Here is a 12,800-nt window from a genome sequence, read left to right on the forward strand (position 1 = left end):
CGGTGCGTTTTTTTATCTATGTAGCACAAATTGATAACTCCTTGATATTTAACAGCACAGAACAATAAAAACCCAACAACACGAGTGTATTAATAAACGTTAATATTTGTATGCTGAATAATTGGCAGGCTATCTATCAAGGTACAAATAATGACTATAAAAAAAACGGCGCTGGCGGTATCGATCGGCGCAGCAGTGGCATTAACGACTTTCGCTTCCCAGGCGGAAATCACGGTCCTGAAACAAGATCCGCAGGCGGGCGATCCGCTGAGCCGTCTTAACTTCACCGTCGGCGGGAGTATTCGTCCGCAGTTCCAGAATATGGCCGGTGACGATGGTAAGAATGGCTACAAACGTAATGGCTTCGACGGCGGGACGCGTTTCCGCTTCGCCGCAGATTACTATCTGTTTGATGACATCAGTTGGGTGAGCTACTACGAGCTGGGCGTTAACTTCCCGGCCATGTTCAACTGGGATAATCACTACGCTGACGGCGCCAACGATACTACGCGTCGTATGCTGTACACCGGTCTGAAGAGCGCGACCTGGGGTACGCTGACCTTTGGTCAACAGAACAGTATTTACTATGACGTGGTCGGGGCGAAAACGGATATCTGGGACTACGATATGATCGGTCAGGCGCCAGGTAACGGTATCAATGGCGACTATGACGGTTCCTATCGTACACGTAAATCGCTGAAGTATAAGAAAACGGTGGGTGATGTCGATCTCTACGCATCTTATCTGTTTAGCGATGATTACAACCCGAACAACGGCCTGCGTTACAAGCGTAAAGGCGGCGGTTCGTTGGGGGTGGATTATCACATCACCGATGACCTGACCTGGGGTACCGCGTGGAACTATACCCGTGCGGAAATGCGCGGCGACGGCAACAAAACCTACGATCAAAATATCGTCGGTACCGCACTGAGCTGGAAACCGGATAACTGGACCTTCTCAATGGGCGGCGGCTGGTATCAAAACTTCATGACCACCAAAAAAGTTTCGGTTAACGACTACTTTGCCGGTGATGCGTGGGGTCTGGAATACTTCGCGGGTTATACCTTCCCGGTTGGTCAGTATGCGCTGAAATCTGTTCAGCCTTACTTTATGGGCGATCGTATCGAATATGTGAATGGTCGTAACTATCTGCGTACCGACAACGGTGTGGGTATCAGCTTCCAACTGGATTACGGTTTCCGTGTGGATTACGAACACGTCTTTACCTCCAGCACCGACAACCTGGGCGATATGAACCTGGTGCGTCTGCGTTACGACTTCTAATCGAACGCCAGCCAAACGGAACGCCCGATGCGCTTGCGCTTATCGGGCCTACGGGAGCAGGGTGATCACGTTATGTGTAGGCCGGATAAGGCACTTGTGCCGACATCCGGCTTTTTCATGCCTTCTCTCATTTGAAAACACATTTCGCAACATCATGAAATAATTTCAAGGACAGCGGGTTGTGATCTGTGTCATGTTAGAAATCTGCCTGTTATCAGGCCAATGAGAACAACGCCGCCTGAACGGCGTGAGACATGACACCACAACGTTAAAATGGAGAAAATATGGGATTGCGTCAGAGTTTACGCGTCGCGACCGGGGCGCTGTTACTGGCCTGCGGATTACAATTTGCTCATGCGAATAGTGACCCGCATACCATCGTGTTTGGCGTCGCGCCTGGGCCGTATGGCGATATGGTGAAACAGGCCATTGCCCCTACGCTGAAAGAGAAAGGCTATAAGGTAGTGGTGCGCGAATTCAGCGACTATGTGCAGCCGAACATGGCGCTCTCCAACGGCAGCATTGATGCCAACCTGTTCCAGCACTCACTCTATTTTGACAAGTTCACCGCCGATAAAGGGCTGAAGCTGAGCAAGCTGATTGTGGTCCCAACGGCCGGGATGGGGTTTTACTCGCACAAAATTAAAAGCCTGGATGAGTTGAAAAAAGGGGATGTGATCACGCTGTCCAACGATCCGACCAACCTGGCCCGCGGTCTGCGTTTCCTGCAATCCATTGGTCTTATCACCATTAAAGACAATATCGATCCCACGAAAGCCTCCGAGCGTGATATCGCCAGCAATCCGAAAGGGCTGGTGTTTAAACCCCTGGAAGCGGCACAGCTGCCGCGCACTTTGGACGGTGTGACCGGCGCGCTGGTCAACGGTAACTTTGCCGTGGCGGCAAAACTGGATCTTTCCAGTGCCATCAAGCAAGAACATCTGGACGAAAACCTGAAAAATATCATTGCGGTACGCAGTGAAGATGCGGATAAACCGTTCGCGAAAGATATTGTTGAAGCGGTGAAGTCGCCGGCGTATCGCGCGGTGATCGACGATCCGCAAAACATCTACAGCGCCTTCCAGAAACCGGAATGGATGTCGGCAGCCCAATAATCGCTGCATGCAAGGGTTAACAGGGCAGCGACGACTGCCCTTTTCGCATTTCTGAGGTGGATATGATTGAGATTGAAAAGGTTTGCGTGGATTTCACCGCAGGCCGTGGACCCTCAACCCGGGCGGTTGATGACGTCAGCTTGCACATTGGCGCGGGCGAGATATTTGGTATTGTCGGGACCAGCGGCGCGGGGAAAAGTACGCTACTGCGCACCTTGAACGCCTTAACGCGTCCGAGCCAGGGAAGCGTGAAGGTAAACGGCGTAGAAATTTCTGCGCTGGAAGGAACGCAGTTACGTAAAGCGCGTCAGCGCATTGGCATGATTTTTCAGCACTTTAATCTGATGCATACCCGCACCGTGGCGCAAAACGTTGCCTTTAGCCTGAAGGCTGCCGGATGGGAACGCAGCAAGATTGGTCCACGCGTCACCGAGATTCTGGCGCTGGTCGGACTGTCTGATAAGGCGAACCGTTTTCCGGTTCAGCTCAGCGGGGGTCAGAAGCAACGCGTTGGCATTGCTCGTGCGATTGCCAATCACCCGGATGTGTTGCTGTGTGATGAACCCACTTCCGCGTTAGATCTCGAAACCTCGGCCACGATTCTGGCGCTGCTTAAGCAGATCAACCAGCAGTTGGGGATCACGATCGTGCTGATCACTCACGAGATGAACGTGATCAAATCGATTTGCGATCGCGTGGCGGTAATGTCCGGCGGCAAGGTGGTGGAGTCCGGTGAGGTGTTTGACGTTTTTGCTCACCCGCAGCACGCCTTCACCCAGCAACTGGTGTCGCATACCCTCAATCTGACGTTACCTGAACGTCTGCGCCAGCATCTTCCCGGCCAGTTGCTGAAAATTCTTTTTATCGGCGATTCGGCGGAACAGCCTGTGCTGTCAGAAGTTGCCGTTAAATTTGGCGTGGCGGTGAACATTCTGCACGGCAAAATTGAATATATCGGCGAACGCGCGCTGGGGATTCTGGTGGTGCAACTCACCGCGCCGCATAACCCTTCTGCGGTGGATGTGGCCGTAGAACATATCCGTCAACGTACTGCACAAGTGGAGGTGATTCGTGGATGATTTATTGCCTGATTTGACGCTGGCGTTTAATGAAACCTTCCAGATGCTGAGCATCTCAACAGTGCTGGCGATTATTGGCGGTTTGCCGCTCGGTTTTCTTATTTTCGTCACCGACCGGCATTTATTCTGGCAGAACCGTTTTGTATATCTGCTCAGCTCCGTGCTGGTGAATATTATCCGCTCGGTACCGTTTGTGATCCTGCTGGTGCTGCTGCTACCGCTCACCCAGTTTTTGCTCGGCAATACCATCGGGCCAATTGCGGCATCGGTCCCGCTGTCGGTGGCGGCTATCGCCTTCTATGCCCGGCTGGTTGATAGCGCGCTACGAGAAGTGGATAAAGGCATTATTGAGGCGGCGGAAGCTTTTGGCGCCAGCCCGATGCGCATCATCTGCACCGTTCTGTTACCTGAGGCGAGCGCGGGGCTGTTGCGTGGGCTGACGATAACCTTGGTGAGCCTGATCGGTTACTCGGCGATGGCCGGAATCGTTGGCGGCGGCGGGGTAGGTGACCTGGCGATTCGCTTTGGTTATTACCGCTATGAAACCCAGGTCATGATCGTCACCGTCGTCGCGCTGATTATTTTGGTGCAGGTCGTCCAGGTGCTGGGCGACTGGCTGGCAAAACGCGCGGATAAGCGCGACAGACACTGATCACTACGCGTTAAGCCATCCGGCCACGTCCTGCCATGTGCCGCGAAAGACGATTTTCGCGGCTTTCTTTTCCAGCTGATAGCGATACATCGGATCGTAATACTCGTTGAGCAACGGCACCAGCCAGCCCATGTGGGCGTCGGTACTGCCCGTCGACTGCTGTTCGCGCAGAGCCACGTCCAGCAGGGCGGTCAGCTCGGCAAAACGCTGTAACCCCAGACGACGGCGGATAGCGAACAGGCCGTGGTGCAGATACTCACTGTATTCCTCCCAGCCCTGGCGCTCACCATAAGCCTGGGTAAAATCGTGGTGCATGCGCACGAAATACTCCTCGCGCAGACGCTCCAGACGCAGCTCAAAAGGATCGTCCACCACCGCAATGGATGCCTCGGTCATGCGCTCGCGCAGGCATTCGGGCAGATGGTTAGCGCCGATCATCCGGCCTTCATCTTCCAGCACCCACTGGCGCAAATCCTGTCGGCTGTCCGTTTTGAGCATTTCGACCGCCAGCAGGTTTTCAAAACTCGCCTGGCTCAGCTGCGGCTCCACGGTACGTCCAAACGAAGAACCGCGATGGTGCGCCAGTCCTTCGAGATCCACACCGTTCGGCTGCTGTTGCACCAGTTGCGTTTTACCGTTCCCGGTACAGCCGCCAATTAAGACGATCGGTTTTTGCACCAATTCTTCCGTTAGCCGTATGACTGCCTGGCGCAGAGCTTTGTAGCCGCCTTGTATCAGCGGGTAGTCAATGCCGGACTCGCGCAGCCATTGCTGCACGATATGCGAACGCTGACCGCCGCGCGCGCAGCATAAATATCCTTGTGGGTGCTGACGACAGGCATCCTGCCAGGCGTTCATGCGCTGTTGGCGGGTTTCGCCCGAGACCAGTTGATGGCCCAACTCGAGGGCAGCCTCAGGCCCCTGACGTTTATAGCAGGTACCGACGGCGGCACGTTCGTCATCGTTCATTAAGGGGAGGTTGACTGCGCCCGGCATCGCGCCTTGTTGAAATTCGACGGGGGCGCGTACATCGATTATGGGCGTACCGGCGAGCAGAATCGCGCGATAGTCCTGTGCTGTTTGTGTGTCTTGCATAGTAAAAAACGAAACCTCAAATCATCTTGCGTATCATTTTACGCGCCAAATAGCAGGATGACTTGATTTTCAATCGCGTGCATTGTTGAAAATTGCTAAAAATTCGGCGATTTCTGGTTTTCGCTGCGTAAATAACGTCACAATATCTTCCACAGCCTTACCTGCGCCAAACTTATGCCAGGCGAGACTTAAGGGCGAAGGGGGGCGCATGGTGGGAATAATGCTACTGACCAGTTGCCCGTTATCAAGCAATGGCTGGCACAGCGGTTGCGGAACAAAGCCGATACCCACTCCAGCAAGATGCGCCGCAATTTTGGTTTCCATGTCCGGGACAATAATCTCTTTTTGACCGGGAAGCCGCCACGCGACACGTTTGGTCAGGGTGCGCGCACTGTCTTCAATGTTGATCGCCGGAAAACGGCGCAGTTGCGCTTCCGTTAATGGACCGCTGACTTCAGCCAATGGATGATTCGCCGACATAACAAACCGCCACTGAACAGACCCCAAAGGATCGAGGGTAAAGGTGTTTGCCATCGGTTCAGTGCCCGTGACGCCGATGGCCAGAGAGAATCCTTCATATAGCAATGAATCCCAGACGCCCATATAAATTTGCCGGGAAAAGTGAAACTGAGTAAAGGGATAGCGGGCATTTAGCCAGGACAACAGGCGAGCAACGGCTTGCGGGCTATACAGCAGGTTGTTGACCACGATGTTCACCTGACGCTCTACGCCGTCGTTCACTTGCTGTAATTCGCTGGGCATGCTGTCCAGCCAGGCGAGCCAGTCTTTTGCCTGAGAAAGAAGATGCGAGCCCGCGGCGGTTAACGTGACGCTGCGGGTGGTGCGAAAGAACAGAGCAACCCCGGTATTTTCTTCCAGCAGCTTAATGCGGTAGCTGATGGTGGCCGTGGTTTTACACAAGCGATCTGCCGCCCTGGAGAAGCTCCCTGTTTCGGCTACGCCAATAAAAGTACGCAGTGTTTCTGGATCAAACATCGTCAGCTACTCCCTGAATGCTCTTCCGCAAGCCTGATTTCTTGTTCTCTGATTTATAAGTATTTTTACATAATGGCCTTGTTTAAATTGTGGTCTAAATCGAATTTTGGAAAAATATTCCAACTTTTGTGTTGATGTTAAATCCTGAAGGTTTTAGATTGCATGATATTGAAGCCGCTAAGGGTTCTGGCTGCGGTTCAGAGGAATTTAGTTACAAGGAAAAGATGATGAAACTTGAGGTATTACCGTTAAATCAGCACACGTTCAGCGCCTATGGCGATGTCATAGAAACCCATAAACGTGATTTTTTTCATATCAATGATGGGTTGGTTGAGCGTTATCACGACCTGGCCAATGTCGAGATCCTTGAGCAGGACCGGACGCTCATCAGCATTAACCGTGCGCAACCGGCAGCGATGCCCATCGTTGTGCATGAGCTGGAGCGCCACCCGCTGGGCACCCAGGCATTTATGCCCATGAAGGGCGAAGCGTTTGTGGTGATTGTCGCGCTTGGTGAGGACAAACCCGATCTTTCCACCTTAAAAGCCTTTATCACCAATGGTCAACAGGGCGTGAATTACCACCGCAACGTCTGGCATCACCCGCTGTTTGCCTGGCAAACCGTGACCGATTTTCTGACGGTCGATCGCGGTGGTAGCGATAATTGCGATGTTGAACGTATCCCGGCACATGAACTCTGTTTTGCGTGACGCTATTGGCCTTCTTGCTTAATATGAGCATATTGTTCATTGTTTATGCTCATATTTTGGGCCGGAGTAAATGTAGTGGAGACGGAAGTAAGACGGCGCGGCAGGCCTGGACAGGCGGAGCCGGTTGCGCAGAAAGGCGCTCAGGCGCTCGAAAGAGGCATTGCGATTTTGCAGTATCTCGAAAGAAGTGGGGGGAGTTCGTCAGTCAGCGATATTTCCGGCAGTCTGGATTTACCGCTCTCCACTACTTTTCGCCTGTTAAAGGTTTTACAGGGTGCTGATTTTGTCTATCAGGACAGCCAGTTAGGCTGGTGGCACATCGGTTTAGGCGTCTTCAATGTGGGCTCCGCGTATATTCATAATCGCGACGTCCTGTCGGTAGCCGGACCGTTTATGCACCGATTAATGCTGCTGTCAGGCGAAACGGTTAATGTCGCGATTCGTAATGGCACTGAAGCGGTGCTGATTGGCCAGAAGGAGTGCAAATCGATGGTCAGGATGTGCGCACCATTGGGCAGCCGTATGCCGTTGCATGCTTCCGGCGCAGGGAAAGCACTGCTTTATCCGCTGATGGAAGAAGAGTTAATGGACATTGTCGTGAAAACGGGTTTGCAGCAGTTTACGCCGAACACGTTGGTGGATTTTCCTACTCTGCTGCGTAATCTGGAACAGGCGCGCGAGAATGGCTATATCGTCGATCACGAAGAACATGTTGTTGGATTGAATTGCATCGCTTCGGCTATCTATGACGATGCAGGCAGTGTAGTGGCTGCCATCTCTATTTCGGGGCCCGCATCCAGACTGACGGAAGAGCGTTTTATCAGTCAGGGTGAGCTGGTACGGGATACCGCACGAGATATCAGTACGGCGCTTGGCTTAAAAGCACCCGTAGCTTAAGTCGTAACCCGCTCAGAGGAGCGGGACTTTTTTGGATTTTTTTAAAGTTGGAAAAACTTTCCAATAAAAAGAGGTAGAAAGAAAATGGCAAAAATGAGAGCCGTTGACGCGGCAATGTATGTGCTGGAAAAAGAAGGTATCACCACCGCATTTGGCGTGCCTGGAGCGGCAATCAACCCGTTCTATTCCGCAATGCGCAAGCACGGAGGCATCCGTCACATTCTGGCTCGCCACGTTGAAGGCGCCTCCCATATGGCGGAAGGTTATACGCGTGCCGCTGCAGGCAACATTGGCGTCTGCCTTGGCACTTCTGGCCCAGCAGGAACTGACATGATCACTGCGCTGTATTCCGCCTCTGCCGACTCTATTCCTATTTTATGCATTACCGGCCAGGCGCCTCGTGCCCGCCTGCATAAGGAAGATTTTCAGGCTGTCGATATTGAATCTATTGCTAAGCCGGTCAGCAAAATGGCGGTAACGGTACGTGAAGCGGCACTGCTACCTCGGGTTTTACAGCAGGCATTCCACGTCATGCGCTCAGGTCGCCCTGGGCCGGTGCTGATCGATTTGCCTTTTGATGTCCAGGTTGAAGAAATCGAATTCGATCCCGACATGTATGAGCCGCTGCCGGTGTACAAACCTGCCGCCAGCCGCAAGCAAATTGAGAGAGCGCTGGAAATGCTGATCCAGGCGGAACGTCCGGTCATCGTAGCGGGGGGCGGGGTGATTAATGCTGATGCTTCCGCACTGCTGCAACGTTTTGCGGAGCTGACTCATGTACCGGTTATCCCGACGTTGATGGGCTGGGGATGTATCCCTGACGATCATGAGTTAATGGCCGGCATGGTAGGGCTACAAACCGCGCACCGCTACGGAAATGCCACGCTGCTTGCTTCTGATATGGTGTTCGGTATTGGTAACCGTTTTGCTAACCGTCATACCGGTTCCGTCTCGAAGTACACAGAAGGGCGCAAAATCATTCATATCGACATTGAACCGACGCAAATTGGTCGTGTTCTGTGCCCGGATTTAGGTATTGTTTCTGATGCCAAAGCCGCGCTGACCTTGTTGATTGACGTCGCTCAGGAAATGCAGAAAGCCGGGCGTTTACCTTGCCGGAATAGCTGGGTTGATGAATGCCAACAGCGTAAGCGGACGTTACTGCGTAAAACCCACTTCGACAACGTCCCGGTGAAACCACAGCGTGTCTACGAAGAGATGAATAAAGCCTTTGGTCGCGACGTTTGCTACGTCACCACCATCGGATTATCACAAATTGCCGCCGCGCAAATGCTGCACGTGTTTAAAGAGCGTCATTGGATCAACTGCGGTCAGGCTGGCCCTCTCGGCTGGACGCTGCCTGCGGCATTAGGGGTTTGTGTTGCCGATCCAACACGCAATGTTGTCGGGATTTCGGGGGATTTTGACTTCCAGTTCCTGATTGAAGAACTGGCGGTAGGCGCGCAATTCAACATTCCTTACATCCATGTGCTGGTCAACAACGCCTATCTGGGCCTGATTCGTCAATCGCAGCGTGCTTTTGATATGGATTACTGCGTCCAACTGGCGTTTGAAAATATCAACTCCAGCGAAGTGAACGGCTATGGCGTCGATCACGTCAAAGTGGCAGAAGGATTAGGTTGTAAGGCCATTCGTGTCTTCAAACCTGAAGATCTCGCTCCGGCGTTTGAACAAGCCAAAGCCCTGATGGCGCAGTATCGCGTTCCGGTTGTTGTCGAAGTGATCCTTGAGCGAGTGACCAACATCTCGATGGGTAGCGAGTTGGATAATGTGACCGAGTTTGAAGAGGTTGCAGACGGTGCAGTTGATGCGCCAACCGAAACCTGTTTTATGAAATATGAATAGAGGAGGTGACAGATGTTACGGTTCTCAGCCAATCTTTCCATGCTGTTTCTGGAATACAGTTTCCTTGAGCGTTTCGACAAAGCGGCGCAAGCGGGGTTTCGTGGCGTAGAGTTTATGTTTCCCTACGATTACGACATTAACGTATTAAAAGAAAAACTGCAGACCAATAAGCTGGAGCATACGTTGCATAATCTCCCCGCCGGAGATTGGGCGGCGGGTGAACGTGGTATCGCCTGTATTCCGGGTCGCGAAGAAGAATTTCGTGATGGTGTAGCGGCGGCTATTCGCTATGCAAAGGGGCTAGGTAATAGAAAAATCAATTGCCTGGTAGGTAAAACACCGGCGGGTTTTTCGGCTGAACAGATCCAGCAAACGCTGGTGGAAAATCTGCGCTATGCGGCCAACATGTTAGCGCAAGAAGATATTTTATTGCTGATTGAGCCGATCAACCATTTTGATATTCCTGGCTTCTATCTCACCGGTACGCATCAGGCGTTAGTGTTAATTGATAGCGTCGGTTGCGATAATATCAAAATTCAGTATGACATTTATCATATGCAGCGCATGGAAGGGGAGTTAACCCAAACCATGACTACGTGGGCAAATAAAATAGGTCATTTGCAAATTGCAGATAACCCTCGTCGCGGAGAGCCAGGGACTGGGGAAATCAATTATGACTTTATTTTTAAGTTTATTGATAAATCAGGTTATGACGGCTGGGTCGGTTGCGAATATAAGCCGCTGACTACCACCGAAGCGGGATTATCGTGGATTAATCAGTATCGATAATTTGTAAGTAATTTCAGGCAACACTATTTTTTCCACTCTGTTGGAAGGGAATCGTTTTGCCTGAATTCAGGAATACCGACAGATATAAAAGAGGTTGCAAATGAAACTGGGATTTATTGGCCTGGGTATTATGGGATCGCCAATGGCGATTAATCTGGCGCGTGCCGGACATCAATTACATGTCACGACCATTGGTCCGGTGGCTGACGAGTTGCTTTCACTGGGGGCTGTTCATGTTGAAACTGCGAGTCAGGTAACTGATTTTGCAGATATTATATTCATAATGGTGCCGGATACGCCCCAGGTTGAAGAAGTGCTTTTTGGTGAACACGGGTGCGCTAAAAGCGCATTGCAGGGAAAAACCATTGTCGATATGAGTTCTATTTCTCCTATCGAAACTAAGCGTTTTGCTCAGCAGGTTAATGAACTCGGCGGGGACTACCTGGATGCGCCCGTGTCTGGTGGGGAAATTGGCGCTCGCGAAGGGACGCTGTCCATTATGGTTGGCGGTGAACCCGATGTATTTGAACGGGTTAAACCGCTCTTTGATATTCTGGGAAAAAATATCACCCTGGTGGGTGGGAATGGTGATGGCCAAACCTGTAAAGTGGCTAACCAAATTATCGTGGCCTTAAATATTGAAGCCGTTTCTGAAGCGCTGGTATTTGCCTCTAAAGCGGGCGCGGATCCGGTTCGCGTGCGTCAGGCATTAATGGGCGGATTTGCCTCATCTCGTATTCTGGAAGTACATGGTGAGCGCATGATTAAGCGCACTTTTGATCCCGGTTTCAAAATTGCATTGCATCAAAAAGATCTCAACCTTGCATTACAAAGTGCAAAGGCGCTCTCGTTGAATTTGCCTAATACGGCAACCTGTCAGGAGTTATTTAATACCTGTGCCGCGAATGGTGGAAGCCAGTTGGATCACTCGGCAATGGTTCAGGCTCTGGAATTAATGGCTAATCATAAATTGTCATGATCGTTGGTATCGCTGCGATCCTGCAGCGATACATTCTAATCAGACACACTTTGGAAAGGTGCATGTCATGAGTGAAAAAAATAAATCCGGTATTGAATACTGGAAGAAGATCGTCGTCGTAATGAGTCTGGGTTGGGTTGCGATATGGATTTATCGCACCGTATTAACCCCTATTTATCCTGAGATTCAGGCTTCATTGGGTAATGTCAGCAATGCTGAAATTGGCGCCATTGCCAGTTTCTATTTTTTCGCCTATTGCAGCATGCAAATTCCCTGCGGAATTTTGGTCGATAAGCTTGGCCAGAAAATTATGCTGATGTGTGGGTTTACGCTCTTTATTATTGGTACGCTCAGTATCGCAAAAGCCACTGGACTGGTGATGATCTATGCCGGTTCGCTGATGGCGGGAGCGGGCTGCGCCTCTTTCTTTAGTTCAGCGTATTCACTCTCTTCGGCAAATGTCCCGCAGGCTCGCCGCGCACTGGCAAACGCCATCATTAATAGCGGTTCTGCGATTGGGATGGGGATCGGTTTAATCGGCTCCAGCGTGTTGGTTAAAAGCATGAGCATGGCCTGGCAAAACGTGTTGTTCTTGGTTGCGGCTGTGCTGGTGGTGATGCTGTGCGTGTTTACTTTGGTTATCCGCGGTAAGGCAAAAAGCGAAACGGCGGCGTCAGACCAAAAAACGCAGACAGCAACGATGACAGAAGAGAAAAGTCCGCCGCTGTTTTCGGGATTATTATGCAGCGTCTACTTCCTCTATTTCTGTACCTGCTATGGCTATTACCTGATTGTGACCTGGCTTCCGTCTTATCTGCAGACTGAAAGGGGATTTGATGGTGGTGCCATTGGCGTTGCCTCGGCTTTGGTCGCCGTAGTGGGGGTTCCCGGTGCGTTGTTCTTCAGCCATCTGTCCGATAAATTCCGTAACAGCAAAGTCAAAGTCATTCTTGGGCTGGAAATTATGGCCGCCGCAATGCTGGTGTTTACGGTGTTATCGCCGAATACCACGATGTTGATGGTCAGCCTGACCCTGTACGGTTTACTGGGAAAAATGGCGGTAGACCCGATCCTGATCTCCTTCGTGTCTGAGCAGGCGTCGGCGAAAACGCTGGGCAGAGCGTTTAGCCTGTTTAACTTCTTTGGTATGAGTTCAGCCGTTATTGCGCCAACGTTAACCGGATTTATTTCCGATTTGACTGGCTCAAAAGAGATAAGCTTTGTCATCTCAGCTTGTCTGGTTGTTACCGGAACGCTTATTTTTGCCAGTGTGACGTTATATAAAAAGAAAGCAACGCCAGTTATTGCTTCAGCATAAAAATATAATTAAAACCATTT

12 protein-coding genes are annotated in these 12,800 nt (G+C 51.3%); 10 read left to right on the forward strand and 2 right to left on the reverse strand.

What is annotated here, in order from left to right; translation table 11 throughout:
- Nucleotides 1–150: 150 nt before the first annotated feature.
- The 4 genes from ACVXHP_RS17780 to ACVXHP_RS17795 all read left to right on the forward strand — a co-directional run bounded on the left by ACVXHP_RS17780 (nucleotide 151) and on the right by ACVXHP_RS17795 (nucleotide 4,130).
- Entirely contained in the window at nucleotides 151–1,284 is a 1,134-nt protein-coding gene (locus ACVXHP_RS17780; RefSeq protein ID WP_042310002.1) for a porin, read from the forward strand.
- A gap of 284 nt (nucleotides 1,285–1,568) precedes the next feature.
- Entirely contained in the window at nucleotides 1,569–2,399 is an 831-nt protein-coding gene (locus ACVXHP_RS17785) for a MetQ/NlpA family ABC transporter substrate-binding protein (protein ID WP_038638419.1), read from the forward strand.
- A 62-nt stretch (nucleotides 2,400–2,461) separates the two neighbouring features.
- A complete protein-coding gene (sfbB, locus tag ACVXHP_RS17790) occupies nucleotides 2,462–3,478 on the forward strand; it encodes a virulence-associated ABC transporter ATP-binding protein SfbB (protein WP_200007618.1) in 1,017 nt (338 codons plus the stop codon).
- Nucleotides 3,471–4,130: a methionine ABC transporter permease gene (locus tag ACVXHP_RS17795; RefSeq protein WP_003831085.1), complete on the forward strand. Its 660-nt coding sequence runs from the start codon at nucleotides 3,471–3,473 to the stop codon at nucleotides 4,128–4,130. Before sfbB ends, ACVXHP_RS17795 begins: the two co-directional genes overlap by 8 nt.
- A 3-nt stretch (nucleotides 4,131–4,133) precedes the next feature.
- On the opposite strand, the gene mnmH is transcribed toward ACVXHP_RS17795, so the two are convergent.
- Both mnmH and allS read right to left on the reverse strand, forming a co-directional pair.
- Nucleotides 4,134–5,225 (reverse strand): tRNA 2-selenouridine(34) synthase MnmH, encoded by a 1,092-nt coding sequence (gene mnmH, locus ACVXHP_RS17800; RefSeq protein WP_447571940.1) that lies wholly within the window; start codon nucleotides 5,223–5,225, stop codon nucleotides 4,134–4,136.
- 69 nt (nucleotides 5,226–5,294) lie between these two features.
- Entirely contained in the window at nucleotides 5,295–6,221 is a 927-nt protein-coding gene (gene allS, locus ACVXHP_RS17805; protein ID WP_447571941.1) for an HTH-type transcriptional activator AllS, read from the reverse strand.
- 227 nt (nucleotides 6,222–6,448) lie between these two features.
- Here allS and allA point away from each other — a divergent pair, with 227 nt between their 5' ends.
- From allA to ACVXHP_RS17835, 6 genes are all read left to right on the forward strand, one after another.
- Entirely contained in the window at nucleotides 6,449–6,931 is a 483-nt protein-coding gene (gene allA / locus ACVXHP_RS17810) for an ureidoglycolate lyase (RefSeq protein WP_200008112.1), read from the forward strand.
- Nucleotides 6,932–6,976: 45 nt separating this feature from the next.
- Nucleotides 6,977–7,828 (forward strand): HTH-type transcriptional repressor AllR, encoded by an 852-nt coding sequence (gene allR / locus ACVXHP_RS17815; protein ID WP_200007612.1) that lies wholly within the window; start codon nucleotides 6,977–6,979, stop codon nucleotides 7,826–7,828.
- An 84-nt stretch (nucleotides 7,829–7,912) separates the two neighbouring features.
- Complete coding sequence (gcl, locus tag ACVXHP_RS17820) at nucleotides 7,913–9,694, forward strand: glyoxylate carboligase (RefSeq protein ID WP_200007610.1); 1,782 nt, start codon at nucleotides 7,913–7,915, stop codon at nucleotides 9,692–9,694.
- A gap of 12 nt (nucleotides 9,695–9,706) precedes the next feature.
- A complete protein-coding gene (gene hyi, locus ACVXHP_RS17825; RefSeq protein ID WP_447571942.1) occupies nucleotides 9,707–10,483 on the forward strand; it encodes a hydroxypyruvate isomerase in 777 nt (258 codons plus the stop codon).
- A 100-nt stretch (nucleotides 10,484–10,583) separates the two neighbouring features.
- The gene (gene glxR / locus ACVXHP_RS17830) at nucleotides 10,584–11,462 is read left to right on the forward strand and encodes a 2-hydroxy-3-oxopropionate reductase (RefSeq protein WP_200007606.1); all 879 of its coding nucleotides are present in this window, start codon (nucleotides 10,584–10,586) and stop codon (nucleotides 11,460–11,462) included.
- A 67-nt stretch (nucleotides 11,463–11,529) separates the two neighbouring features.
- Nucleotides 11,530–12,780, forward strand: coding sequence for an MFS transporter (locus ACVXHP_RS17835; protein WP_447571943.1), 1,251 nt, complete (start codon nucleotides 11,530–11,532; stop codon nucleotides 12,778–12,780).
- Nucleotides 12,781–12,800 lie beyond the last annotated feature (20 nt).

Source organism: Citrobacter freundii complex sp. 2025EL-00176 (genome assembly GCF_053309355.1).